The organism is Spirosoma soli, assembly GCF_042684525.1.
GTDB classification, from domain to species: domain Bacteria; phylum Bacteroidota; class Bacteroidia; order Cytophagales; family Spirosomataceae; genus Spirosoma; species Spirosoma soli.
Genome location: NZ_JBHULN010000002.1, coordinates 441,767 through 466,404 on the forward strand (window position 1 = coordinate 441,767; position 24,638 = coordinate 466,404).

The following is a 24,638-nucleotide window of genomic DNA, read 5'->3' on the forward strand; positions in this document are numbered from 1 at the left end:
CCTTACTAATTTGCCTGAATCCGGTCGTAGCTAATCATCTGCCTGTAATTATCGGCAATGTTGCTCGAATAAGGCTCGAACATCACTGACGAATGCTGGGCGATACTGACTTGCGTGGGCCCGTTGAAGAGTTTAAGCACGTCGGTCTTTAAGCGTATGGTGGGCACGGTAGCCCTCTCAACTTTCGCCAAATCGCCACTGAACGTCACGGTAGCAGAACGCAGGTTATTGATTTTTTTTATGACCCCAAATCCGCCCACGTGGTACATGAACTCATTGTTTTGTGTTGCAGGAGCCGCCGATGAAGTGCCTTCTAGTTTCACGAAGATATAGCCGGAATTCCATTCCCAATACATAGGGTCATGGGTGGTCAGGCCGGGGTCTAGAACACCCGTTCGCAGGCTCATATCAGCCGAACTACGCAAGCTGTCTACACCTATTAGGAACGTCATACCAGTGTAGTTACCCGTCGGAATGTTCCTTAACGTAAGAGTCTGCGACGCAGGCCGACTTTCCTCGACCAGAAAATAGCTGCTGTCCTGCGGAACAACGTATTCGCTACCGTCTTCTTTACGGAGTCGAATGTTACTGATGAAGTAGTTGAACTTGGTTACGTTGAACGACTCGCCAGCCGCATTCTGGTAGGTACCTGTTCCGAGCGCGAGGTCTGATGAACCCACTACGTTATCGAACAGAATGTTCATCCGTCCCGATGGGGTTGGACCAGAAAATTCAGTATCTGTCGTATCACACGCCCAAATAGCCAAGCCCATGACCATCAGGGTTAACAAAATATAGAAAACGTTGTTTTTCATAGCTTTCACAGTGCTTACTTTGGCCCACTTGTTTATCCTAATCGATTACGACCATATAGATAAATCAGGGTTACAATACCTCCGCTGACTATTGTGATAAACAACCAGACAACGGCGTTTGTAGCGCTGAATGGCCGCTCAAGAAATTCGTACCCTAAGCCAACCATTGACCCAAGGCAAATACCGATCATGCTAAAGAAAATGAACTGAATGATGGGTGGTAGTCGACGAAGCATAGAATAGAAGGCCTGGTAAATGAGTAACGAACATTGCCCGAAATCATTGAATAGGCTCAAATTAAATAGTTTATAAAATCAACGATCAGCCGCGTCTGACAAACTAACCGTTGTGTAAAGAGCTCCACCTACCGATATTTTCCGCAGACATAGTAGGCAGAGCTTCATCCAGCGTGCTACTTAGCGAAGTCTACAACAACCCTACTCCCGCTTTTACCGGCTTACGTATTTGGCGGGTTCGCGTTTAAATCGAGTGCGGCAAATTTCACTGCAAAACCCGTACCGCGTTGCCCCGAACATCATCGTGACAGCCGTTCCTTTCTGAACGGTCATACCACAAACGGGATCAACGCCATCCGTTGCCAAAGCAGTGCCAGGCCCAGCGGGCTTAATCGGACTGACGGGCTTTGCCACAGCTTGCTTCTTACCAGACCTGATCCCCTTTGTGGGCGGTTGCTGGCCGACAATCAACCCAGAGTTAGGGTCCCACTTATCGTATTCGATAGTTTCTGCGATTGAACGGGCCGCTGCGGGGCCTTTTAAACGGGAAACGACACGCAGCGCTCCATCGATACCCGCCGATACCCCCGCCGTTGTGACTAGTTTGCCATCTTCGACAAATCGGGTATGTTCCATGACCCGCGCATCGGCATTCATCTGCTGCAACATTTGGGTCGACGCCCAGTGGGTTGTAACTGTTTTCCCGGTAAACAGTCCTGCTTTTGCCAATACGTAAGCCCCCGTACAGACCGACATAGTAAGGGCCCGCTTAGGTGTAGTTTGCCGAATCCAGTTGATAACGGCCGCGTCATCGACTACGGTACGAATGTGGTCGGGCGATGCCCCCGGTACAACCAGGATGTCGGGCTGCGGACAGGTTTCCAAAGGGTAGTCGGGCGTAATGGTAAGTGTTTTTTTCATGATGGCCAACGAGCCCGGTTTAGCCGCTACCGTTACAACTTTCGTATTTTCCATCAGGCTAAATACTTCCAGAGGTCCTGCAAAGTCCAGCAGCTCAACACCCGGATAAAGCAGAATGACAACGGTGGTCTGTTTTGGCTCACCCTCCTTACTAAATAAACCAACGAGGAGCAGCCAACTGATGATGAATTTCATATTCTGTGCGTTAATGATTTAGAATTTGAATACGGCCATGTTTTATACTGACTTACAACCCGTTATCATTTCATAATGACACGTCTATGAGTTGTACTACAATGCTTACGTTCTCCTCACCTTTCTTTGCTTCGTAAGCCACCAACAGTCCGTCTTTGGTCGCCAGCACGGCCGGGTAGGCTGCATTGATGGTTTCAGGCGTCAGATACGTAGTAGAACCGTTCTTCTGACCGCTGATTCGCTGCATGGCAATACGCTGTACAAACGTTCCCATTTCATTAGAACCATCTTTTGAAATGGCTTCGTCCCACAGCCAGACGAGTTGCCCATCAACAGTCGCTACCTGCGGATGTTTCGCCCGGTTCGACAGTACGCTCGCTACCAGCTTGTCAGACCCTAAGCGAGCCAGCCGTAGGCCGACGGCGTTTTCCTTCCCTGAAAACCAGGTAGCCACAATATCCTTTCCAACCTGCGTAACATCTGGCCCCGCGTGTGGACAGGCGTTGACTTGCCAATGATCGGCGTAAATCACGTTAGGTTTACTGAACGTTTTTCCGCCATCCGTCGAGACAGCGTGGCTGATGTCGCGGGAAGCGATCTCTACTTTGGCGCCGGGTAACAAATCACGGTAGGTTACATGAACACGCTGTTCGGCATCGACAAAAACGTTCGTTCGGCAGCACTGGCAGGCATTATCATCAACAAGTACAGCCGTGCCAAAGCCCTTTCCGGATGTTGTCTGAGCGAATTTAACGGGTCGCCCCTCCTGGCCCGGTAGCTTCTCGTCCAACCAGACCACGCCGATTTCGCCATTGGGCAAACGAGTGATGTTGCTGAATGAATGGCTCTTTCCCGGTGTAGCATCCTGATGGACCGGCTGCGGCTCCAGCCAGGTTTTTCCGTTATCGATTGACATCGTGTACAATAAGTCACCGGCGAAACGCGACGCTGCCGTTGGACGCGGTACTTCATAAACAGCCAGTATTGTGCCGTCTGCTTTGACAGCAATTTTCGGCATTCCCTCGGCGTGGGTAGACATTGTTACCGGCGCTTTTACGCGCACTTTTTCGCCAAACACCGGCCCTTGTCCGTCGTTACTATCATTTTTTGAGACAGCGAAGTAAAAAGCAGCTTCTTTTTCACCCGTCTTCTCAACCCAGCTTAAGAGAGGGTTCCCAGCCGCATCGGTGGTCAAACGCGGTACGGCCCCAACAAATTTTGGATTAGATACGGTTATTTGCCGGATCGGATTTTCGGCGATCAAACCGAAGAATAGAATTGCGATAAATAAGCTTTTCATAGTTTAATTTTTTAAACGCAGAGAGAACAAAGATGCTCGCAGCGCACTCTGCGCTTCCTCTTGCCCCTCTGCGTTTAACCGTTTTCATTTACCTGAGAAACTATACTGTACGCCAACCACAAACGTGCGTGGAGCGGCTGGGGTGTATGTCGTTCGATCAGTGGCATTGTTGCCTCGGGTGGCATTGGTGGCAAAGAGCGCGTTCGTCACGTTGAGCACGTTGGTGAAGACCTCAATACCTTTCCATTGATACCCTGCGCGAACATTGGCAAAATCGTAGCCGCCGTAGCTGACGGTATTGATCTGGTTCTGAAACCAACCCGACACGTGCTGCCATTCCACCGACGTACGGAAATTCTTGAGCCAGACCGGATAGTAGCTGATTTCGGTATTCCAGAGCCAGCGGGGAGCCGACGGCATGTCCTTACCGTTGACATTCTGCACGGCATCAGTCGCCCGCTGGCTAAGCGTAAATTCAACGAATCGGTGCACGGCATGTGTACCACCCAACCGGACGAACACCTGCTTCGACGGCCGATACGTTACGCCTAACTCCACCCCCCGGTGCAACGTACGGCCTGCCGATTGATAATCAACGGAATTGTCGGGCTGACGAATATTGAGCAGTTCGTTCGAGCCATTCATCTGATAAACTGCCCCGTCTACATAAACCTTATTGTTCAGAAGTGAAGCCCAGCCGCCAATCTCCATATTATCGAATTTGGCCGGCTGAAGGTTGTAATAGAACAGGTCACCAGAAGGCGTTGGCGTGGTTCGTTTGAGGAAAATCGACGTGAGTGCCGGTGGCGCAAACCCTTTGGCATAGTTGGCGTAGAGCCCTTTGCCATTACCCAGATCGTAAGTGGCTCCAATCTTCGGCGTTACCTGGCTGTACGACTTCCCACCCGAACTTTTGTCCAAGGCATTTATGTAATCAAACGCCATCCGGTCGTAGCGCACCCCCGCCGACACGCGCAGCTTAGGCAGCGGCTCAAGATCGTATTGCAGATAGGCCGCTGTGTTATGAATATCAGCCTGATAATTGGCCAGTTGAACGTCTGGCCGCTCCCGCAACTGGGTATAGCGGAGTACCGACTTCTTATCCGGTCGCAAATCTGCTGCCAGTTCGGTTTGGTACGCATAATAGGTATTAGGCGACAAGTCGAGCGTAGCCCCTGCAATTAACTTGCTGTTCAGGAAACGGATCGGTTGCGTGTGCTGCGCGATGAATCCGTAACTCTTAAAGTCATTACTGTTAATCTGCCCTGTAGCAGTCAACGAGCCAGTAGTCCACCGAATCGAGTAAGCCGGATTTTGCCCGACGCTATTGTCCCGAACGAAAGCTGTAATAAACGACTGCGCCGATGCACCGGCCCCGGCGTTCTTCCAATTATGTTCGAGCGTTAAGCGGCTACGTAGCGAGAACGTTTTGCGATACGTAAAATCCGTTGTGCTAACGTACTGCCGGGCGAAAAAGGCGGTGCTGTCTACACTGCCGCTGGTTTGAGAGTTGTAGTCGTTATATGACAGCGTACCAGTCAGCCGGGTGCGTGACGTAAAGGCGTATTCGAGCCGGGTGAAATACGACGATTTATTGTAATCGGAACTAGCCAACCACGAATTGCGCTGACGCGACATGAAGCCACCAACGTATATACCAAACTTTCCCTGGGTAGCCCCGGCCCCGAACTGAAGCCGCTGGTATCCCCACTGATCAAACTGAACCCCGACGCGGGCTGTTGGTACGGCCGTTGGGCGTTGTGTAACGAAGTTAACGGCTCCACCAACGGCTTCGGGCCCATAGATGGATGATACCGGCCCCTTAACTACCTCAATCGAACTGACCGTGAACTGATTCATTTCGAGCAGGGCATTATGGTTGAACACGCCCATTGGCCGAATAGGTACGCCATCTTCCATGTACAGAAAATAAGCGTTGGTCGTCATCGGCTGCCGAATGGCCATCATATGCTGCTCGTTATTCAGGTTCACCATCAGCACACCCGGCGTTTTGTTGATGACTTCGTAGAGGCTCGTTGGCTTAGTTTCGTCGATCAGCTTGGGTGACAGCTTCGAGATCGCAATGGGCGTTTCGGTTCGCAGAGCCGCTTCGCGATTACCCGTGACAACGACCGTTTGCAAATCCTCAACGGCGGGTTCGAGCGCAATACGGATAGGATGGCCAGGCGTCAATACAACTTCCTGCCGACGATAACCAACAGCGGTTACCACAATTTTTATCCAGTCAACAGTCAGTGAGAAGCGTCCGTTAGCGTCGGTAGTAGTGCCCGATTTGCCATCGGGCGACGACAGAGCTACCCCGGGCAGCGGTTCTTTTGTTTGAGAGTCAAAAACAAGACCCTGTTTCGTGCCCTGCGCTACTGCACAGCATGCACCAATGACCCACAACCCGCAGGTTATGAGCAGTATAGTGAATTTCATGAAAGTTTGTTTAAGTCGAGAAAACAGAGGTGAATGCCTATAAACCTTATAGATTTTTGAAACCTACAAGGTTAGCGCAAACTCGACTTAACACTGGGGCGGACGAAACAGGCCCGTTGATGGGCTCAGGTAAGAGGGAAAACGATACGTCGAAAAACGAACTACCTCAGACGCCGTCCAGACCGAGCCAAACTGAAATGGCAGATCAGCCTGGCAAAACAGTTGCAATACGGGCGTATTCTGTACGCGCTCCGTAGTTTCTTTATCCTGTTTATCCTGCTGGGCTTTCAGTTTTTTGGCAAGGTAGCATTTACCGTCGCAATGGAGTTCGGGGCGGTCTCTGTTCTCGCAGAGAACCCGGGCAATGTAATCCTTATTAGCGTGATAATACGCAATGGTTCCCCACGGGCTGATGGTTGGCAGCAGCGTTGCAATAAGCAGTACGTGAAGCAGGACAGACCGCATAACTGGGGGATAACGTCCGCAAAGGTAGAGGCTGCTATCTTGTAAACGATGCAGTTACCCAGAATAATTTCGGGCCCGGCTTCGCACCTTTATTTCAGCATGTCTCCCGTAACGCTTTAGCGACAAACGAGCTGGTCTTCAAGCACTGTTTCCTGCTCGAAGGCGATGAAATTGACTAATTCTTTCTGCCGATTAAATATCGGACGAATCGATACATTACACCAATACGGCGTTTGATCTTTCCGGTAATTTAACAACCGTTCGTCTACTGGCTTTTGTTGTTCGAGCGCTCGCTTTATGCGTTGCCGGGTCAGCTGATCCGTATTATTTCCCTGCAGCATACTTGGGCTGCGCCCCGTCACCTCGTGACTAGCATAGCCCGACATCTGTTCAAAGCGGCTATTGACGTACTGTATAACCTGAGCGGTATCCGTGATCACAACAGCCCACTCACCAGATATCAAATTATGGCGCAACGGAGCCGGAAGCTGCCATTGTTTTTCTCGGGCTAAGGCTAGCCAACCGGCGGCACTATTCGCCAGAAGGGATTTGTGCCCGAACTCCCAACCACTCCATAGTGGTGTAATACGGGCTGTCTTATACTGATCAGCAACTTGTTTATCGTAAGGTCCGGTGAAATTCATAACACGGTAGTTAAGGTCTTCGCTTAGTGTTTGATAGGGAAGTATGACTCAATAACTAATTTGCAGGTAGTTTGGCTGACTTATTTCACACATCAAGGCAATTATCGTTTTTAACCATGAGTACTACGTCTATACATGCATAGTAAAATGTTGCTTAACAGCCGCATGCATCCCAATAATTTACCTGGCCATTACTAGCCTTGCTTTTCTATAGAATACATGTCTAGCCAAATTTCATCATAACTATTTACATTTCTACTATGAACTGGTCAATAAATGGCCGAATTTTTAACGGCGCAATCCAGTTTAGGCAGTAAGAACCGATGGCACACGCACATTCTCATACTCACGAACACGATCACCATCATCATGGCCCTACCACGTTGACAAACGTCAATCGGGCGCTGATTATCGGTGCGGTGTTAAATACAGTTTACGTTGCTGTTGAATTTATTTTGGGATTTTATTACAACTCGCTGGCTTTGGTGGCCGACGCCGGACACAACCTTAGCGACGTTGCTGGATTATTGCTTTCGCTGTTAGCGTTCCGGCTGGCGCGGGTACGTAACACAACCAACTTTACGTATGGTTACCGCAAGAGCACGGTGCTGGCCTCGCTGACAAACGCCGTTATCCTTCTCGTCACCATTGGCGCAATTACCTGGGAAAGCCTACAACGATTTCGCCATCCGGAACCGGTTGCCGGCGGACCGGTAGCCTGGGTTGCTGGTTTGGGCATTATCGTTAATACAGTATCCGCTCTACTGTTTTTCCGGGATAAAGACCATGATCTCAATGTTAAAGGTGCTTACCTTCACCTGATGGCCGACGCCCTGGTTTCGCTCGGCGTAGTTGTTGCAGGTATCGTGATCAGTTATACCAACTGGGTTTGGCTTGATCCGATCATTGGCTTAGTCGTTGCCGCCGTTATCCTGGGTTCCACATGGCGACTCTTGAGCGATAGTGTCAGGCTCTCGCTCGATGGTGTTCCGGCTGGTATTGACCTCAACGCTGTGTTAACTGACCTGCGGGCCGTGGCGGGCGTTCGCGATGTGCATCATGTGCACGTGTGGGCTATGAGCACAACCGAAAACGCCCTGACCGCTCACCTTGTCTTGCAGCCCGGCCTGTCTGATGCCGACGAAACAACCCTCAAAGCTGACGTTCGCCATAGGTTATTACATATGGGCATTGGCCATGCTACCCTCGAAACGGAAGTGATTGCAGAAAAAGACTGCGAAGCCGAAAATTGTTAAGTCAATGCTTATTTAACAACACAACATCCGGTTGGCAATACGCATCTGTTGCGTTGCTTACTTGGTTGTTGAACAACTTATTGGAAACCATCGTAAAAGAATCGCTTTGATCCGATTTTACCTTGATTTACCTCGAAAACAGTAGGCTACAGTGCGATTACACTTGTCTGTAAACAAGTCTGGCCCGAGACGTCTCGGGCCAGGCTTGTTTACCTTCATCTAGACGACTGTTAGTTCTTAGCGTATTTATTGAATACCCAAACCACTACGCCCGCTACAACAACGTGCATCAATTCCAGGATGACAACCATACCCATTGGTGCGTTAGGTAACATGAGAGGAGTGGCGAACATTAGTACGAAAACCACAAGCGCAATGATGTTAAAAATCTTCAATGGGTTCTTCGTAAAGCGGTTAAGCAATGCCAGGAGGATTCCTGCTACCAATGCTGGCACAATAGAGGCCATAATTACCGGCCCAACCGTAATCGGTTGACCTGTGTTGGGGTTAATATAATCCGGAGAAAAAGCGCCCGTCGACGAGCCGATCAGAAATAGGATGGCATTCAGAATAGCGGCCGCGAGACCAGCGATTGGTACCAGATATAACAACTTTCGGGTATTGACAGCGGAATTGGTTAGTGTTGCCATGACATTAGAAGATAAATTGGTTTGACGTGTAAAAATTGATTAATTCACTCGTTTTAAACTATAACACTGTTTTAATAAAGGCAAAAATAAAAGGCTACAAGCCCTTTACGAAGCGCTGCATTGACTCCGTTACGTATTGTTTGAATCGTTCATCAGCACCTGGACTAGACTCATTCCGGGCCATTGCTACAAACCCCTGAATAGTGGCTCCCCAATGCGCTAACACCGAATGAACATCCTGCTTCGTCAACTTGGCAAGTATAGCTTTGAGCATATCGCCCGTAGCCGCCATTTCTTCAACGGCATCATTACTATGACAGCTCACCCCGTCCAGGCTAAACATGACGGCATACAACTCAGGATACTCATAGGCAAACTGCAATACAGCCAGCGACACATCAACTAGTTGCTGCTCTGGGTCGTCGGGATGAATGGCCAGCGCTGCGGCCTGTACATCATGTAACCGACGGAAACCATCGCGTTGCAACTCAATTAAAATAGCTTCTTTCCCACCAAAATAATGATAGATCGCTGTCGTACTAGTTTGCAAGCGGTCCGCTATTTTGCGCGTCGACACATTTGGCCACCCCTCTTCTCCGGCTATCGCGAGCGTTTGACGAAGAATATCTTGCTTTAATGATTCCTGATAAGCGGCCTTACGTGACATAATGTGTTTGTAACACTGTTACACAAATGAAGAGTTCCTTTAAAAATGTGTGTTTTAGAGTAACTCAGCCCCGTAGTCGCGTTCGACTTTGCAGATTCGTGTCTTATACGTCTCGTACCATAGCTTCCGGCCCCGCTCCTGAGCCAACCGGTGCTCAGCGTGCTGCTTCCAGCTACGAATAGCGTCGAGGCTTTCCCAGTACGAGACGGTGATGCCCAGCTCGTCGCGAGCCGACTCGACACCCAGGAAGCCCGGTTGCTGGTGTGCTAGTTCAACCATGCGGATGGCGGTATCGCCATAGCCATCGTCAATGTCGGTGCGGAGCGAGGTGAAAATAACGGCGTAGTAAGGCGGTTCGGGGGTCTGAGCAATCATAGAAGACCAACAAGAACTACGCGTTCGGGCTGCTGAAACCGGGATGCGTTGTCCTCATTGGTCTGTAAAAGTAATATAAATTTTAACCCATAATCAGCGACTCGGCTCCGTCAATCCAGATCGGTGTTCCGGTGATGTGGCTGGAGCGGTCAGACGCCAAAAACAGCACAAGGTCAGCTACCTGCTCACTCGTACCGGGCTTACCGTCGGTGAGCGGAATTTTCCCTTCTGGAAACTCAACGGGCTCTTTTTCCTGCTCAATGTCGCGTTTTTCAGTACTTTCTTCAATATTCGTCTCAATGGCTCCCGGACATACGACATTCACACGAATGCGGTGTTTGGCCAGCTCCAGAGCAGCCATTTTGGTAAATGCCACCTGAGCGGCTTTGGTAGACGAATAGGCCGTGGCTCCTGTGTTGCTAAAGATACGCGTACCATTGACCGACGCCGTAATAATGATTGACCCGCCCTGCCGCTTAAGCATCGGCAAGGCATATTTGACCGTCAGAAACGTACCGGTCAGATTAACATTAATGGTTTTGTTCCACTCTTCTGGCTCAAGCTCGTCGATGGGCGCCCACACACCGTTGATACCAGCGTTCGCAAACACAATGTCTAACCGGCCGTATTGTCGTTCGACTTCAGTATAGGCCCGCTGCATGTCGTCAGGACTAGAAATGTCAGCGGCAATAGCGATTCCTTGTCCGCCAACTTTTTTGATCTCATCAACCGTTTGATCAACTTCATCCTGTGTTCGACTGAGCGCTACCACTTTTGCCCCTTCTTTAGCCAGCAACAAAGCCGCAGCTTTGCCAATGCCCGAACCAGCCCCCGTAATGAACGCCACTTTTCCTTCCATGTCTTTCCGTTGAGTTTGCATCAATCCTGAAGTTTAGTAATCAACTGATTGACCAACTCGCTCTCCTATGTTTTGTTAAAATAGTGAGCATCTTAAATGCAACATTGTTGCATTTAAGGAAAATTCATAATAGTTTCGTATCCATAAACCTACTTGATATGGACGCTGAGACAAGATATGATGTAATTATTGTGGGAGGTAGCCACGCTGGTTTGAGTGCAGCCATGCTTCTTGGTCGTTCGCTACGCAATGTATTGATCGTTGATAGTGGCAAGCCCTGCAACCGGCAAACACCCCATTCGCATAATTTCCTGACCCAGGATGGCGCAACGCCCGCCCAGATTACGGTCATCGCGAAAGCCCAAGTACTCGCTTACCCAACCGTTACGTGGCTGACCGGTTTGGCCGTTAACGCTACTAAGCATTCGACTGGTTTTGTGGTTGAAACCGTCACGGGACATCGGTTTACCTCGCGCAGGTTATTGTTGGCAACGGGCGTTGAAGACATAATGCCCGACATTGGTGGTTTTGCGGATTGCTGGGGCCGATCGGTGCTTCACTGTCCGTTTTGTCATGGCTACGAGGTTCATAGCCAGCCACTCGGCATTTTAGCGAATGGCGAAACGGCCTACGAAATGGTTCGCCTGATTCAGAACTGGAGCAAAAGCCTCACCTTGTTTACCAATGGCCCGGCGGCATTGACCGATAATCAACGGCAAACCATCGCTCAACTTGGTGTTCCTATTGTTGAAGATCTTGTTGGCAGACTTGAGCATGAGGACGGCAACCTGCAAGCCCTCCGGTCCCAAAACGGCTCTCGTCACGAGCTAACAGCTATCTTCAGTCGGGTTCCGTTTCGTCAACATTCCAGTTTGGCCGAACAGTTAGGTAGCGAACTAACGGACATGGGATTGGTTAAAACAACTCAATTCGGACAGACGAACGTACCAGGTCTGTACGCTGCGGGTGACAACAGCACCTTGCTACGGCAAGTTTCGGTCGCTGTCGCCAATGGCAGTCTGGCAGGTGTCGGGCTACACAAGGAACTGATGGAGGAAGATTTAGCAGCCATCTCTTTATCGGTCGCGGTGTAAGATTAACCGACTATGTACGAACGGAACGTTTTGACACCTGACAAAATCAACACCCACTACACGAACGTTCCGGCGAAAGTAGCCGTTGCAATTGACCTAAAAGCCGATATATCAAACCTGGATGGCTAGGCTATTTGCCGACTTCAACTATGCCAACCGCAAGACAAAGAAACTACTTGACTTCGGCTCTGATAAAGTAATCTGGGTGTTTACCAGCTCACAACAGCCGATGGTTGCCAAACGTAACGCTGACGCCTGGCTCACCATGGATCGCTCCGGTGCTCCCGTGGAACCGCGATCTGGAACTGTTCGACGGCCAGACGTTTAACATCGGCCACTACCTTGCCGACGAAGGCGCTCAGGTTGAGTAGTAAGACAGTCGGCCTGGTTGCTTATTACAACATGAAGCGCCTTATCTTGTCTTTCTATTTCGCCTTATTGAGCAGTTTCTCCTTTACTGCTCACTCCCAACAGCGGACCTACTGCAATCCGATGGACATTAGCTATCGGTACAATTTCGAGCAGTTAAACGAGAAAATATCCTACCGTTCCGGAGCCGACCCTGTCATCATCAATCATAAGAAGGAGTACTATCTGTTTGTCACGATTCAGGGTGGTTGGTGGCATTCCAAGGATTTAGTCAACTGGACATTCATTGTGCCGGACAAGTGGCCCATGGAAGATATGTGTGCTCCGGCGGCCTTGTCTGTGCGTGATACGCTCTACTTGTTTCAGTCCACTTTCGAGCAGCGACCCATCTTTATTTCTACCGAGCCCCAGAAAGGGAAACTCAAGTTCTACAACCGCTGGCTTCCCCGGCTTCCGAAAGACATTGGCCCCTGGGACCCGGCGTTGTTTCATGACGACGATACCGACAAATGGTATATGTATTGGGGCTCGTCGAATGTGTATCCCATTTTCGGAGCCGAGCTAGACAAAAGCCGCAACCTGACCTATGCGGGCGATAATCCGGCTCAGGCCTACAAAGCCATGTTCTGGCTTGACCCCTACAAACACGGCTGGGAGCGCTTTGGACCGAATCACTCGGACCCATTCAAGCCATTTACAGAAGGGGCCTGGATGACCAAACACAACGGCAAATACTACCTGCAATATGGCGCTCCGGGTACCGAGTACAACGTGTATGGCAATGGTACGTACGTCGGCAAAGATCCACTCGGGCCGTTCGAGTATGCGCCATACAATCCGGTTGCCTACAAACCGGGGGGATTTGCAACAGGCTGTGGCCACGGCAATACGTTTCAGGACAACTTTGGCAATTACTGGAATACGGGTACCACCTGGATTGGCTACAATTGGGGCATGGAACGTCGGATTGTGATGAACCCGGCCGGTTTCGACAAAGACGACCAGCTGTTTGCGAACACCCGCTTCGGCGATTTTCCCCATTATTTACCGACCAAAGAATGGAAGAATCGCGATGAGCTGTTCACGGGCTGGATGCTCCTCTCCTACCGCAAATCAGTAACCGCATCCTCAACCATAGCAGCCGCGCCCACCGACACGTTGAGCGCGGATCGGGTAACTGACGAAAACCCGCGCACATTCTGGGTGGCCAGGCAAAACAAGCCCGGCGAAACGCTGACTATTGACCTCGGAGCCGACCGCGACATTAAGGCTGTCCAGGTCGATTACATTGACTACAAACAAACGATTTTTGACTCCGACTCGACGGTGTACACCCAGTTCAAAATTCTGACGTCGACCGACAACAAGAAGTGGAAGGTAGTAGCTGATCTAGGCAAGGAACCGAAACGTGACCGGGCCTGCGCTTACGTTGAATTAGAGCAACCTACCCGCGCACGCTATGTCCGTTACGAGCACATTTACGTGGCCGGACCAACGTTGGCCATTAACGCCTTTCGGGTGTTCGGCAATGGTCTTGGCAAAGCCCCTGCTACCCCTGCGACCTTGACGGCCAAACGGCAGAAAGACCAGCGGAATGCCGACATAAGCTGGTCGAAAGTGCCAGGTGCCGTGGGGTATAACATCCGCTGGGGCATTGCTCCGGACAAGCTTTACCAGACGTACCAGTTCTGGCACGACGACCCGAGCGTTGGCTTAAACAATAAGTTTGAGTTGCGCGCCTTAAACGTTGATGTACCGTACTATTTTGCCATTGAAGCGTTCGACGAGAACGGCGTATCGGCGTTAAGCAAAGTAGTCGATGATGGATCAGGCCTTGGTAAGAAGCAATGATATAAGAAATAGTCGTTTACGAGAGCTTTTGACGTCTTTATTTTAACAATAGTTTTTAAAGCTGTACATAAACGTCGCTAGTGGATGTAATCTGAAGGGGCATGGCCCGTAGTTGGCTTGAACACCATAGATGTATGCAATACAGATTTTACAACAACGAAGTCCATGTTTAAGGGATTATATTCTGACTCGATAACTCTCTATCTCATCAATGAGAGCAACTTGGTCAGCTGATACCACTAATATCTACAGAAAAGTGTTTGTGTATACAGGTTTGAAACGTTTGGCTTTTCCAGTAATGATCGGAACAAACTCTCTTTATGAGATTAAAAATTGTACCGACCAACTAAGTGAGACCAAAGCTGCTGCTCGTTTGAAGGAGCTATTTAAATTTGAAGCTATCCTAACGACAAAATTTTATAATCGTGATGGATAGTTCATTTTTTGAGTAGAAAGGTGTCAACACATCAGCTTTGAGGCTGCGTCGGCATCGACCTACTTCAGTTAAAAAGTTAGATAGTTTAGCCGCCTTAAACAGCAAGTCTCACAGACTGTGGTCGGCTCTTACAAATTATTACTTCTTACAAGTGAACAAGTTCACATGCAATTTACCTTCAGAAACGACCAGCCCGATGTGGCCATCACCGTCCTGCGCGAAGTAGCGCAATGGCTGGTTGACAACGACCGTGAACTCTGGGCGATCGATGACCTGACCTACCCAAACTTAGTCGATGAGTACACGCAGAATAATTTCTACGTAATGTATGCCGACGCTGAACCAGCAGCCGTTTTTATTCTGCAATGGTCCGACCCGCTGTATTACGCCGATGTGCCCGACAACACAGCCGGTTTCATTCATAAACTAGCCATTCGGCGGCAGTTTAGCGGTCAGAACATGTTCCAGCCTATTCTGGATTTTTGCCGCTCAACCTGTCTAAGCCGTGGCATTCATGAACTGCAGCTCGAAACTGATGCCACACGGCCGGCGCTGATGCAGTTCTATGAACGCAACGGCTTCGAACCCACCCGACGGCGGTTGATCGAAGAGTTTGGAAAGATGTATGACTGCCAGTTTTACGTCTTCAAATTCTAATGATTGATCATCGGGAAGAGCTTCTCCCGCTGGTTATATAGGTTCTGCGCCATGCCGACTAAAATTTCGGGCGTATCGGCCTGAAGCCCAGCCAACGTTTCTTGAGCTACATCAGACGGCGGAATACCCCGATCTTGCTGTCCTCGTTCGTCACGGCCAGTACCGCCCAGCTCAGTGTTTACGATAGGAGGCACTACTTCAAAAACCTTGACCGATGTATGGCGCAGTTGATAGCGCAATGACAGCGTGAAAGAGTGTAAGGCTGCTTTCGTAGCGCAGTAGACCGGCACAGCCGCCAGGGGAGTAAACGCCAGCCCCGACGAGACATTCAGGACAGCCGATTCGGCTTGTTTCGTCAATAAAGGCAGCAGCAATGAGGTTAAGTGAATGGGTGCTGTTACGTTCGTGGCCAACTCCTGTTCAATGCGGTCTAAGGCAACCGGTTGGTCGGCAAACGAGAGCATCTGCTGAATACCGGCATTGTTCACTAATACGTTCAGCCCCGGAAAATTTTCGGTTAACCAAGTTACTAACCGTTCACGTTCAGTGGCTTGACTAACATCGCAGGTATAGGTGTGTAAGGCAGGAAACTTAGCTTTGGCTTCGGCCAGCCGATCTTCGCGCCGACCACAGATAACTACTGTGTTACGTGCTCTTAAAAACGTTTCGGCCAAAGCGAGTCCAATGCCGGTAGCGCCACCGGTAATCAAGATCGTATTGTTGGTTGTCTTCATGTTTATGTAACGATTCTCTAACCAATGGGTTGTAAAAATTAAAACCTTATTGGCGTCCGGTCAGGTTACTAAACCATCACCAGACTTCTTTGTCTGGGTTAGCTGATTTGTTCATGCCAAAACACCCGACCGCCCGAGATTATCGCCTAACATTGATTTACAGCATCATTCTGATTGATGTCATTGTCGGCTCGGCCATCAGCCCTATCCTACCGGAGTTTGTAAAGGGACATCAGCGGCCGCAGTTATGGCTGGCCGTGGGTACTGCTTTGTTTTTAGGTGTGCAACTGTTTTCGGCTCCACTGCTCGGTAAATTATCTGACGGTTACGGCCGACGGCCTATCTTCATTGTTTCAGCCGTCGGTACGTTTCTGGCCAATTGTTTACTATTGCCGGTCCGGATAGGTTTTTATTTTGCCAACCGATTAAGCGACGGTACTACTAATGGCATGTATGCCACGGTTCGCTCGGCCATCACCGATATTTCGCCCAAAGAGCAGTTATTCCGAAACCTGGGTATCGAAGGCTCCATTATCTCACTGGGCTTTGTAGTCGGTCCAGCTGCGTCGGGGCTCTTGCTAACCACCTTCAACGTAGTTCAGGGTGAGCAGGCCAAGGTTGTCGCCATTTTCGCCGTTACGCTATCGGGCGTCAATATGCTGTTGAGCTGGCTTCTGAAAGAAACTCACCCCAATCCGCCCGGCGTTGAAGCTGCGGCCCTGAAAGCAGAGCTTGTTCAGTCAATTAATGTTCACACGCTCTGGTCTCGCCTAACCGCCAAAGACCAACAGCACCCAGGCCTTAAACGCTTGGTTCTGATGCAACTGGCACTGACGCTAAGCACGGGCTACTACAACTATTTTGTTACGTTCGTCAGCTTTGGCGAACTGCGTATGGACGCTAAGGACATCTCCTATTTTTTCATGTATTTCGGTGGCCTGAGTATCGTTATCAGCTACGTGTTTTACGCCTACATTGCTGACCGGATCAACCAGCGCCGGGCTATATTCTGGTTTGCACTAATTGGTGCTCCGGTGCTGGGCAGTTATGGGCTGGTTGGCTCGTCGACGCTCTGGTTGTATATTCTCATTACGATCGACTGCCTGACCCTTTCGCTCATTCAGGGGTTGATTGAAGGACTGATGGCGCAGCGCACGACCGACGAAGACCGGGGCGAAGTATTCGGTATCAATCAGGCTATGCAGGGGCTGGCTAGCTTCGTAACAACGCTGGTGTTTGGCGCCTTGTCACTACTCGATCTGCGGGTACCATTCGGGTGGTTCGCGCTTTGCCTGGCTACGGTTGCCTGGATGGCTAATTATCAGCTAAAGCAGCCCAAAGCAATAATCTCTTAACTATAACTTTGTTTTAGTACCGTTCGCTCAAAGGTACTGACAATCAATAATTTCTTTATTTAATTTCAAAAGCTGGTACGGTTATTTGCTGGCTGATAGACCGCCAACATCATGCGCAGGTTTGTAAGATCATACCAACTGTCTTTAGTTTCATTTATCCTGAGCAGTTTTTTGCTGGCAGGGTGCTCGTCCTGGAATGTTGACCCAAAAGAGTTAAGCCCAATCCAGGTGTACACGTACGATCTTGTGGCCACGTCAAGCTCAAGATGGACAGTGACCTTCGCGTTAGGAGGTAATCCTATTTCAGCCCCTGAGATCAGTATAACTGACGTTGGCGTATGTTATTCCATGACCAACCAATTGCCAACCACACTCAGCAATGATGGCTTAGTAGCTGCCAGAAGGCCTGTTTTACCGGTCTCCGTATCATTGGTAGTAACAGACAAAGGAGTACACTATTTCCGGGCTTATGTTGAACTGAGCAATGGCACTATCATCTATAGCCGCACCGGTTCGTTTATTCCGCAGTAGAAATTAAGTCGCTCTAGCCCAGTCCTTGATACGTCTTGTTCCTGTATTCATTTTACTGATCTTAACCGTTGACTGACTGCCAGCGTCATGGGCAGCCAGCACGGAGACAATACCGGGGGCGGGTTGTTCTTGATCAACAGCTACCGGCTCATCCGCAAGTGCAGCAGGTAAGGCTCCCCGTAGGCCAGCAACGAACCGGACTGTGTTTGCTACGGGTAAACATCAGCCGGGAGGCCACCTTTGAAAGCCGTTAAGCAGTAATTCTATTGAAAGCCTCAAACGATTACTGTACTCGAATCAACGCTACGCTCGTAACGGGTCGACCATCGTTGGTGATACCCTGCACGGTTACCCGCAACGTCCGCACTACGTCGGAGAGCGGAAACATGAGTCGGGTCTGACCATTGGCATCAGTTTTTATTAATGGCTTCCAGTACAGTACATCCCGACGATCGACCAAAGCTGTTTCTTCGGGCTGGCCTTCGTAACGCGGCACGTAAAACTCACGCTGAACCGAGGGGAACCCAATGACGGATAAGGGCATCATGCCACTCTTCGGCTTTTTATCGACCTGATCGGGCCGGAAGCGTTTGCTGTAAAAAGCGATGACGCCGTTCCCGCCCCGGACGCCGTAGATGCCGGCAGTCCCACCGTTTTTCATTAATTCGATGCGCTCAATATCGCCGGGGCTGAAACTAAGCAGCGCGGTTCCCGAATCATCCTCCCGAACCGGCATACCATCCATCAGGAATAGCGGTGACGTACCACTCTGGAGCGTACCAATGCCTCTAATAATAACCTGATACCCTCCGCCCGCCGAAGCCGATGTCATGGAGGTGACCGTGACTCCAGGCAATCGCCCCTGGATCATCTCGTACAGATTGGAAAACCGGGGGGAGTTATCATCGATTAGAATCGTTGCATCGGCACCATTGTGCAGACTCATTCGCCGAATGTCTTCCGGGCGTTCATCGCGTTTTCGGGCGCGAACGGTCACTTCTTTCAGCACAGTTACCGTTTTATCGCGGTATAGGTTAGGGTCGGCGTCTTGCCGGATTTTGGCAGCGTCGAGTTGCGCTTTTAAAGCTGCCCAGTTGGGCATTCTGGTAAACGTATCCGGCTTCCATTTAGTACCCACCGATTCCAGTTCAATGCGAGCATCTTTGGGAGGAATGTCCTTGAACTGCCGATCGGTGAGTTGTGCAATGAGTTGGGTTGTATCGGCAATGGGCAGGCCAGCTAACCGAAAATGGCCACGTTCATCAGCACCCGCCGACCGCACAAACGAGCGGTTCGGCACGGTGGAAGCCAGCACAAGCTGGGCACCTGGTATCGGTTCGTTTTTAGCATTCAGGATTCGGCCTGTTACCGACACCCCTCCCAACAAATCCGTTTCGGGTGTGCCACTCACTCGTCGCCAACCCTGAGTTAACAGTAAGTTATCCAGTGCCCGACGCGTTTCCAGTGTATTGTCTTTCACATAAACGTTAGGTTCTTCAACGCGTCCGCGGAGTTCATCGGTCAATAATAAATGCGTCTGAACAGTGGCCGCTACGGTATCGTCGGGAATCTGCTCCGCGTCGGTTATAGAGGCCGACAAGGTGGCCACGGCAGGCTGCCCATCATCGTTCACATTCATGTTTATGATGACCTGTTCGCGCGGTTGAAAACGCGCTTTATTCGGCGTCAGCGTCAGGTTTACGGGCGGCAGCCGCTCGGGTATGAACACTAAACGTTCGGCCTGGGGCTGGGCTATGCCGTCGTATAACGTAATCTGATTAAGACCCGTTGGAAGCGTAGCCAGGGGCAACGTTAATCTGGCAATGCCTTTCTCCAGTTGAATTTTCTGCTGACCTACAATCTGACCTCGTTGTTGGATCAGGACGTACACCAGATCTGTGGAGGAGCCGCTGGTACTTGCTACGTCAATGAGCAGTTGCGTACTATCGCTGACGACATCCGCCGACATAACGATTCCGCTTGGTTCAGCCGGGGGCAGCGGAACTAACTGTTTGCGGCTACTTCCTCTTATTTCGGCATAATACCGCCTGCCTGACTGGGGCGTTATGGTTACGTTGCCCATCCCGAATCGATTGCTGGCGAACTTAGCTACTTCAGTGCCACTACTATCGACAATTCGTCCGGACACCGTTCGTCCGCGGCCATCGGGTCCAAGCGCTTTTATGCCCAGTCGAGCGGGTAACCCAGCCACCCAACGGCCACCTTCCGGCAGTAGTTGTACATCGAGCATTTGGGCGGTGTCATGTCTGGCAGCGGCTCCCCCCTGCATGAGGTTGTACAGAGCAATGGTTCGCTCGAAAGCGGGTCGAGGTTGCCCTTCGTCCTCATCCGTATAAGCGCGCAGCCGATACGTGCCCGACATTAACGTATCGGACAACCGAAAGTCGCCTACGGCACGGCCGTCTACGACATGCAACCATTGGTGTTGCACTAGTTGACCCGATGGGCTGAGCAGATCAACGTGCAGTGCTGTTTCGCCGATGGGCAGGCGATGTGTGGGCGTATCGAACAGATAAGCGCTCAGCCAGAGCCGGTCGCCGGTGGCGTAGAACGGTTTATCGACTTGCACGAACACTCCCGGCGAGAGGTAGCGAAACCGTTTCGTGAATTCGTCCCGAATCCGCCCCATGCGGGCATCGAGCGGCAGCAGCTTTCCTTTGGCGAGGGTAGGACCACCGGCCGACGGGTCGACTCCGTTCACACTCGGCTTCCAGTCGGCGGGCAAGAGCGTCGAGAGCCGGTCGTCAGCGAGCGATCCTTGCACTTCCATCCCATTCGGCGACGTAATCCAGCCATCGGTCGTGAACTGCATCTGCCCACTGGGCAAAACCAGCTGCGAATAGGCGTAGCGTGCATCGCGATAGGGGGAGTACTGCGACGTAGCTTTTGTGTAGAAAACGGCTAATTGTCGCTTAGATACCAGCCGTCGCTCAAAAGCGAGTTTACCGGGCTGAATAATCTCGTTGAGCCTAAGCGGTAGCAAATGGCGGTTGAGGGCCGCCTGCAAAGTTGCGGTTACCCCCACAACCGTGATCGGTACGGTAGGATCTTCCTGATACACCAAAAATCCTTCCTGCTCGTACGTTCCCGCGACTAAGCTTGCCATCAGGTGACGTAACGAACCACGGTAAGCGGTCATTCGGTTGCGCCGAAACCGATTCGCCTGCCGCTCGTCGGTGGAAGGCATATCCTCAAACCGCGTCGAACCCGCGTAATAAACGTGTCCGTTATGAGCATCGAAGTATTGCAGGTCGTACCAAAGCCGGTAGCCGAGCGCCTGATTTTCAATAATGAGTGGTTCAGTGGCTTTCGCCTGTAGGTGCCCATCTTTTTCAGTGAACTCAAGTACGTAATTATTAACAATCAGGCACTGATTCCCGTAGGGTTGCCCTAGTATTTCGCGTTTGAACTCCCGGAGCTGCTTTTCCCAGACTTTATCCTTTTTGCGGGCTTTTACCGTTACACCACTCAGCGTCCGATCATCTGGTTTCAGCCGAAAATTGATTGTCTGCGCCTGTGGGTCATCAAGCCGCAACGTTCGACGTTCGGTTTGGTAGCCTAAAAATGACGCGACCACCTCGACCGTGCCCAGCGGTACGTTAGCGAGAGTAAAGTAGCCCTGCGCATCAGTAGCGGCTCCCTGCGTGGTGCCGTTCAGGTAGACATTGGCAAATGGTAAAGGCTTACCCGTTGCGGCATCGGTTATGTGACCGGTCAGCGTAGTTGTCACCGTCTGACCCAAGGCATACGGCATGAGCCAGGCCCTCCAGCAGATAACAATCCAAACGAGTAGAAGTCGGCATTGCATAACACGTAATTAGCTGTCTTTTAAAGGATAATTTACGTCTATTTTACTTATAAACCCCGTTGTATGCATCTTTGCCATTGAGCCAGGCCCGGCTGGCCACTTTATCAATTTTACCCCTGGCTTTGGTTCGATAAAGACAACCGGCAGCCTCAGTTAAAGATTGGAAACGGCGACGACTTACAGAACACTGACAGTATGAAAAAACAGCGGTTACCAAATACTACTATGACCGTTATCTATACGATACGCTTTACGGTCATAGCCTACCTGGTCGTTGGCGCTGCCTTTCCTTCGCTGGCGCAACTGATTAATTACCGGACCTCATTTGGGTTAACGCGCGAACAACCTCGCCGGGTTGTCTTGCGCCAGTGGCAACAAGATGGCCAGACACGCTACCTGGTCCTGAACTCGGTTACCCTGGAAACCTCCATTGCCACCTTACCCACCCGAACGATTCAGTTTCTGCCCTGGTCTGCCATAAAGACACAGCTACAAGCTACGCCTTATGGTCGGGCCCTGGCACGAGAGAAAGCCCGCGCTACCAACCTTACCGATGCCGGGATTGAGCGGGCCGATACTACCGAACGAGGCTTTAGCCTGACGATTGATTTATGCCCATCAACAAAGCCGCTTACCCGCTCGGTATTCGAACAGCTGATAGCCGCCTTTGAACCCGAAGAAAAACCCGTTCCTGTTACGATTACGATCACGGGACTGTGGATGGAAAGCCATCAGAAAGATCTGGTTTACCTGAAGAATCTGGAAAGTCAGGGCTTGCTGGCCATTACGTGGGTTAACCATTCCTACCATCACCGTTACAACCCTCGTTTACCTCTTGCCGACAACTTCCTTCTGGAAACCAACACGAACCTCAGCGACGAGATTTTGCTCAACGAGCAGGCAATGCTCCGCAACGGGCTTACGCCATCGGCTTTTTTCCGGTTTCCGGGTTTGGTGTCGGATAAGGTCATCTTCGATAAGGTGCTGGCATTTGGGTTACTTCCCATCGGTAGCGACGCCTGGCTGGCTAAAAATCAACAACCTAAAGACGGTAGCCTGGTGCTTATTCACGCGAATGGCAACGAGCCGTTGGGCATTACCGACTTCATAAAGCTGATCCGACAGCGGGCCGCTTCCATCCATAATAAAACATGGCTGCTTTATGAACTGCCTACTAGTGTGGCAGATGCGACCCGGTGATAAAGCGTTTTACCGCGACCTATGCAGGTAAATCATTAGCGTGCAAGAGAAGATCACTTCTTTTAAAACACAAAAAATCCCCGCTTCCATCATGGAAGCGGGGAAAGATAGTTAAGCTAACTCTATCAGTAGTAATTAATAGCCGGGGTTCTGTTGTAAGCCCCATGACTGCACTTCGTTAATTGGGATGGGCAGCACCGGAATCGGATTCACCGTATTTGTCGTGATGCTTTTGCTCTGTGCAGCAGCCCGAACGGTAGCCGGTAGCTTGCTGAAGTAACGGCCCGTGCGAACCAAATCCCAGAAACGCAAGGCTTCCATGCCTAATTCAACCCGGCGCTCGTGCAATACTGCGTCAATCAACGCCTGCCCCGATACGGATGCGCTAATTGCGGGCAATGCAGTTGCTGGCGTGTTGGCGGGCTCGTAGGTCAGCGTACCTTCTACCGAACCTTTCGGCAGCGTTGATTTACGGGCACGGTCGCGAATCTGGTTCAGGATGTCGCGGGTTTCACCTTCTTTACCCGTCCGGGCTGCGGCTTCGGCTTTCATCAACAGGACGTCAGCGTAACGCAGCTTGCGGATGTTCTGCGGAGACGAGTTGGGTGTGTTTGGCTTCACAATAGCCGCCTTGCGGTTCAGGTAGCCCGTTGCGTTTTCGGCCGGATACGGTACCACTTGTTTTACGCCCAATACAACGTCGCCGTTACCATACACGGTATTTGGTTTGCGGGGATCATTCGGCTCAAACTCGTTCACTAAATCCTGAGTCGGGTTGTTAAAGCCCCAGCCCCAGGTAGTCCGGTTGTTCTGAATGATGTTGTTCTGCGTACCGATCTTCTGCTGGCCCCAGGTGATGTTGGACTCCGAAAACTGAATTTCGAAAACAGACTCCATATTGTTTTCGCCTTCTTCTTCGAAGATCTGGGCGTAGTTTGGCGTCAGGCTATACTGACCCGATTTCACGATGGCATCCGTCAGATCATAAACTTCCTGCCAGGTGTGGTTGCGCGAGTTATCCGTACCGAGCTGATACATGATGGCACGCGCCAGATAACCGCGAGCCGCTCCTTTGGTAGCCCGGCCAACATCACCAGCACCATACCCACTTTTCTCCGGCAACGCTTTGATGGCTGCGTTCAAATCAGCTTCGATGAATGCGTATGTTTCACTAACCGAGGCCCGTTTCGCACTGCGGTATTCTGTTGGCAACACGGGTGCGCTGAACAAAGGAACTCCACCGTACAAACGAACCAGATACGAATAGAAGTAACCACGCAGGAAGTGTGCTTCGCCAATGATTCGGTTTTTCAACGTGGTGTCAATGGGCGAATTCTGAATGTTCTGGAGTACCAGGTTAGCCCGGTAGATACCCTGATACATGTTGCCCCAAACAGCCCGTGCCTGGTCATTACCGGCACTAGCCCGCCATTCTTTCAGCTCGGTCAGCTGCGGAAAGTCGCCGGGGTTGCTCCCCTTCTCCGAATCGTCCGACAACATATCGCCAAACATCCATTCGTAGTTATGCGGGATGTAGTTATACACCGCATCGCTACCTTCATCCCAGGACGCTACGTCGTAGGCAGCGTTAATGGCCAGTACGGCGTTGTTGGCATCGTTAAAGAAGTTTTGGTCCGTATCCCGGCCCAGCGGATCTTTCTGCAGAAAATCACTGCAACTCTGCGTTACCAGACCGGCCGTAACCAGTAAGGCAACAAATCCATATTTCAAGTTCATTCGCTATGTTGAGATTTTGT

General features: G+C 50.7%; 23 protein-coding genes. 9 read left to right on the forward strand and 14 right to left on the reverse strand.

Going from position 1 to position 24,638, the window contains the following annotated elements:
- Window positions 1-5: 5 nt before the first annotated feature.
- The 7 genes from ACFSUS_RS05395 to ACFSUS_RS05425 form a co-directional block, all read right to left on the reverse strand.
- Entirely contained in the window at window positions 6-815 is an 810-nt protein-coding gene (locus ACFSUS_RS05395) for an MbnP family protein (RefSeq protein WP_381520143.1), read from the reverse strand.
- A gap of 32 nt (window positions 816-847) precedes the next feature.
- Window positions 848-1,051 (reverse strand): hypothetical protein, encoded by a 204-nt coding sequence (locus ACFSUS_RS05400; RefSeq protein WP_381520146.1) that lies wholly within the window; start codon window positions 1,049-1,051, stop codon window positions 848-850.
- Window positions 1,052-1,264: 213 nt separating this feature from the next.
- The gene (locus ACFSUS_RS05405; RefSeq protein ID WP_381520149.1) at window positions 1,265-2,167 is read right to left on the reverse strand and encodes a DJ-1/PfpI family protein; all 903 of its coding nucleotides are present in this window, start codon (window positions 2,165-2,167) and stop codon (window positions 1,265-1,267) included.
- A 70-nt stretch (window positions 2,168-2,237) separates the two neighbouring features.
- On the reverse strand, window positions 2,238-3,467 hold the full coding sequence (locus ACFSUS_RS05410) for an exo-alpha-sialidase (RefSeq protein ID WP_381520152.1): 1,230 nt from the start codon (window positions 3,465-3,467) through the stop codon (window positions 2,238-2,240).
- An 84-nt stretch (window positions 3,468-3,551) separates the two neighbouring features.
- Window positions 3,552-5,909 (reverse strand): TonB-dependent receptor, encoded by a 2,358-nt coding sequence (locus ACFSUS_RS05415; RefSeq protein ID WP_381520155.1) that lies wholly within the window; start codon window positions 5,907-5,909, stop codon window positions 3,552-3,554.
- An 87-nt stretch (window positions 5,910-5,996) separates the two neighbouring features.
- Entirely contained in the window at window positions 5,997-6,374 is a 378-nt protein-coding gene (locus ACFSUS_RS05420) for a hypothetical protein (protein WP_381520156.1), read from the reverse strand.
- A 116-nt stretch (window positions 6,375-6,490) separates the two neighbouring features.
- Window positions 6,491-7,018 (reverse strand): PAS domain-containing protein, encoded by a 528-nt coding sequence (locus ACFSUS_RS05425; protein WP_381520159.1) that lies wholly within the window; start codon window positions 7,016-7,018, stop codon window positions 6,491-6,493.
- 323 nt (window positions 7,019-7,341) lie between these two features.
- Between ACFSUS_RS05425 and ACFSUS_RS05430 the strand changes: the two genes are divergently transcribed.
- Complete coding sequence (locus ACFSUS_RS05430; RefSeq protein WP_381520163.1) at window positions 7,342-8,274, forward strand: cation diffusion facilitator family transporter; 933 nt, start codon at window positions 7,342-7,344, stop codon at window positions 8,272-8,274.
- A 230-nt stretch (window positions 8,275-8,504) separates the two neighbouring features.
- On the opposite strand, the gene ACFSUS_RS05435 is transcribed toward ACFSUS_RS05430, so the two are convergent.
- The 4 genes from ACFSUS_RS05435 to ACFSUS_RS05450 form a co-directional block, all read right to left on the reverse strand.
- Window positions 8,505-8,924 (reverse strand): DUF6069 family protein, encoded by a 420-nt coding sequence (locus ACFSUS_RS05435; protein ID WP_381520166.1) that lies wholly within the window; start codon window positions 8,922-8,924, stop codon window positions 8,505-8,507.
- Between the two features lie 94 nt (window positions 8,925-9,018).
- On the reverse strand, window positions 9,019-9,591 hold the full coding sequence (locus ACFSUS_RS05440) for a TetR/AcrR family transcriptional regulator (protein WP_381520168.1): 573 nt from the start codon (window positions 9,589-9,591) through the stop codon (window positions 9,019-9,021).
- A 54-nt stretch (window positions 9,592-9,645) separates the two neighbouring features.
- Window positions 9,646-9,966 (reverse strand): antibiotic biosynthesis monooxygenase family protein, encoded by a 321-nt coding sequence (locus tag ACFSUS_RS05445; RefSeq protein ID WP_381520170.1) that lies wholly within the window; start codon window positions 9,964-9,966, stop codon window positions 9,646-9,648.
- A gap of 82 nt (window positions 9,967-10,048) precedes the next feature.
- Window positions 10,049-10,846, reverse strand: a complete 798-nt coding sequence (locus ACFSUS_RS05450; protein WP_381520172.1) for an SDR family oxidoreductase — start codon at window positions 10,844-10,846, stop codon at window positions 10,049-10,051.
- A gap of 137 nt (window positions 10,847-10,983) precedes the next feature.
- On the opposite strand from ACFSUS_RS05450, the gene ACFSUS_RS05455 reads away from it, so the two are divergent.
- The 5 genes from ACFSUS_RS05455 (at window position 10,984) to ACFSUS_RS05475 (ending at window position 15,232) form a co-directional block, all read left to right on the forward strand.
- Complete coding sequence (locus tag ACFSUS_RS05455) at window positions 10,984-11,919, forward strand: NAD(P)/FAD-dependent oxidoreductase (protein WP_381520175.1); 936 nt, start codon at window positions 10,984-10,986, stop codon at window positions 11,917-11,919.
- Window positions 11,920-12,040: 121 nt separating this feature from the next.
- A complete protein-coding gene (locus ACFSUS_RS05460) occupies window positions 12,041-12,247 on the forward strand; it encodes a hypothetical protein (protein ID WP_381520178.1) in 207 nt (68 codons plus the stop codon).
- 74 nt (window positions 12,248-12,321) lie between these two features.
- Window positions 12,322-14,139, forward strand: coding sequence for a family 43 glycosylhydrolase (locus tag ACFSUS_RS05465; protein WP_381520181.1), 1,818 nt, complete (start codon window positions 12,322-12,324; stop codon window positions 14,137-14,139).
- Between the two features lie 211 nt (window positions 14,140-14,350).
- Window positions 14,351-14,575: a hypothetical protein gene (locus ACFSUS_RS05470; protein ID WP_381520183.1), complete on the forward strand. Its 225-nt coding sequence runs from the start codon at window positions 14,351-14,353 to the stop codon at window positions 14,573-14,575.
- A 165-nt stretch (window positions 14,576-14,740) separates the two neighbouring features.
- Window positions 14,741-15,232 (forward strand): GNAT family N-acetyltransferase, encoded by a 492-nt coding sequence (locus ACFSUS_RS05475; protein WP_381520185.1) that lies wholly within the window; start codon window positions 14,741-14,743, stop codon window positions 15,230-15,232.
- Here ACFSUS_RS05475 and ACFSUS_RS05480 read toward each other — a convergent pair.
- Entirely contained in the window at window positions 15,229-15,966 is a 738-nt protein-coding gene (locus ACFSUS_RS05480; RefSeq protein ID WP_381520187.1) for an SDR family oxidoreductase, read from the reverse strand. The two genes, ACFSUS_RS05475 and ACFSUS_RS05480, sit on opposite strands and share 4 nt — an antisense overlap.
- A gap of 113 nt (window positions 15,967-16,079) precedes the next feature.
- Here ACFSUS_RS05480 and ACFSUS_RS05485 point away from each other — a divergent pair, with 113 nt between their 5' ends.
- The gene (locus tag ACFSUS_RS05485) at window positions 16,080-17,321 is read left to right on the forward strand and encodes an MFS transporter (RefSeq protein ID WP_381520190.1); all 1,242 of its coding nucleotides are present in this window, start codon (window positions 16,080-16,082) and stop codon (window positions 17,319-17,321) included.
- Window positions 17,322-17,432: 111 nt separating this feature from the next.
- Window positions 17,433-17,852, forward strand: a complete 420-nt coding sequence (locus ACFSUS_RS05490; RefSeq protein ID WP_381520191.1) for a hypothetical protein — start codon at window positions 17,433-17,435, stop codon at window positions 17,850-17,852.
- 283 nt (window positions 17,853-18,135) lie between these two features.
- On the opposite strand, the gene ACFSUS_RS05495 is transcribed toward ACFSUS_RS05490, so the two are convergent.
- The gene (locus tag ACFSUS_RS05495) at window positions 18,136-21,681 is read right to left on the reverse strand and encodes a carboxypeptidase regulatory-like domain-containing protein (protein ID WP_381520194.1); all 3,546 of its coding nucleotides are present in this window, start codon (window positions 21,679-21,681) and stop codon (window positions 18,136-18,138) included.
- 225 nt (window positions 21,682-21,906) lie between these two features.
- On the opposite strand from ACFSUS_RS05495, the gene ACFSUS_RS05500 reads away from it, so the two are divergent.
- Window positions 21,907-22,881: a polysaccharide deacetylase family protein gene (locus ACFSUS_RS05500; protein ID WP_381520195.1), complete on the forward strand. Its 975-nt coding sequence runs from the start codon at window positions 21,907-21,909 to the stop codon at window positions 22,879-22,881.
- 135 nt (window positions 22,882-23,016) lie between these two features.
- Here ACFSUS_RS05500 and ACFSUS_RS05505 read toward each other — a convergent pair whose 3' ends face one another.
- Window positions 23,017-24,618, reverse strand: a complete 1,602-nt coding sequence (locus tag ACFSUS_RS05505; protein ID WP_381520198.1) for a RagB/SusD family nutrient uptake outer membrane protein — start codon at window positions 24,616-24,618, stop codon at window positions 23,017-23,019.
- Between the last annotated feature and the right edge of the window lie 20 nt (window positions 24,619-24,638).

Excerpts from the sequence above, each read along its gene's own strand:
- ACFSUS_RS05415 (WP_381520155.1), bottom strand. The coding sequence starts at position 5,909 with ATGAAATTCACTATACTGCTCATAACCTGCGGGTTGTGGGTCATTGGT.
- ACFSUS_RS05460 (WP_381520178.1), top strand. The coding sequence starts at position 12,041 with ATGGCTAGGCTATTTGCCGACTTCAACTATGCCAACCGCAAGACAAAG.
- ACFSUS_RS05470 (WP_381520183.1), top strand. The coding sequence starts at position 14,351 with ATGAGAGCAACTTGGTCAGCTGATACCACTAATATCTACAGAAAAGTG.
- ACFSUS_RS05485 (WP_381520190.1), top strand. The coding sequence starts at position 16,080 with ATGCCAAAACACCCGACCGCCCGAGATTATCGCCTAACATTGATTTAC.
- ACFSUS_RS05480 (WP_381520187.1), bottom strand. The coding sequence starts at position 15,966 with ATGAAGACAACCAACAATACGATCTTGATTACCGGTGGCGCTACCGGC.
- ACFSUS_RS05430 (WP_381520163.1), top strand. The coding sequence starts at position 7,342 with ATGGCACACGCACATTCTCATACTCACGAACACGATCACCATCATCAT.
- ACFSUS_RS05420 (WP_381520156.1), bottom strand. The coding sequence starts at position 6,374 with ATGCGGTCTGTCCTGCTTCACGTACTGCTTATTGCAACGCTGCTGCCA.
- ACFSUS_RS05445 (WP_381520170.1), bottom strand. The coding sequence starts at position 9,966 with ATGATTGCTCAGACCCCCGAACCGCCTTACTACGCCGTTATTTTCACC.
- ACFSUS_RS05465 (WP_381520181.1), top strand. The coding sequence starts at position 12,322 with ATGAAGCGCCTTATCTTGTCTTTCTATTTCGCCTTATTGAGCAGTTTC.
- ACFSUS_RS05405 (WP_381520149.1), bottom strand. The coding sequence starts at position 2,167 with ATGAAATTCATCATCAGTTGGCTGCTCCTCGTTGGTTTATTTAGTAAG.
- ACFSUS_RS05450 (WP_381520172.1), bottom strand. The coding sequence starts at position 10,846 with ATGCAAACTCAACGGAAAGACATGGAAGGAAAAGTGGCGTTCATTACG.
- ACFSUS_RS05410 (WP_381520152.1), bottom strand. The coding sequence starts at position 3,467 with ATGAAAAGCTTATTTATCGCAATTCTATTCTTCGGTTTGATCGCCGAA.
- ACFSUS_RS05490 (WP_381520191.1), top strand. The coding sequence starts at position 17,433 with ATGCGCAGGTTTGTAAGATCATACCAACTGTCTTTAGTTTCATTTATC.
- ACFSUS_RS05455 (WP_381520175.1), top strand. The coding sequence starts at position 10,984 with ATGGACGCTGAGACAAGATATGATGTAATTATTGTGGGAGGTAGCCAC.
- ACFSUS_RS05440 (WP_381520168.1), bottom strand. The coding sequence starts at position 9,591 with ATGTCACGTAAGGCCGCTTATCAGGAATCATTAAAGCAAGATATTCTT.
- ACFSUS_RS05495 (WP_381520194.1), bottom strand. The coding sequence starts at position 21,681 with ATGCAATGCCGACTTCTACTCGTTTGGATTGTTATCTGCTGGAGGGCC.
- ACFSUS_RS05425 (WP_381520159.1), bottom strand. The coding sequence starts at position 7,018 with ATGAATTTCACCGGACCTTACGATAAACAAGTTGCTGATCAGTATAAG.
- ACFSUS_RS05475 (WP_381520185.1), top strand. The coding sequence starts at position 14,741 with ATGCAATTTACCTTCAGAAACGACCAGCCCGATGTGGCCATCACCGTC.
- ACFSUS_RS05400 (WP_381520146.1), bottom strand. The coding sequence starts at position 1,051 with ATGCTTCGTCGACTACCACCCATCATTCAGTTCATTTTCTTTAGCATG.
- ACFSUS_RS05500 (WP_381520195.1), top strand. The coding sequence starts at position 21,907 with ATGACCGTTATCTATACGATACGCTTTACGGTCATAGCCTACCTGGTC.
- ACFSUS_RS05395 (WP_381520143.1), bottom strand. The coding sequence starts at position 815 with ATGAAAAACAACGTTTTCTATATTTTGTTAACCCTGATGGTCATGGGC.
- ACFSUS_RS05505 (WP_381520198.1), bottom strand. The coding sequence starts at position 24,618 with ATGAACTTGAAATATGGATTTGTTGCCTTACTGGTTACGGCCGGTCTG.
- ACFSUS_RS05435 (WP_381520166.1), bottom strand. The coding sequence starts at position 8,924 with ATGGCAACACTAACCAATTCCGCTGTCAATACCCGAAAGTTGTTATAT.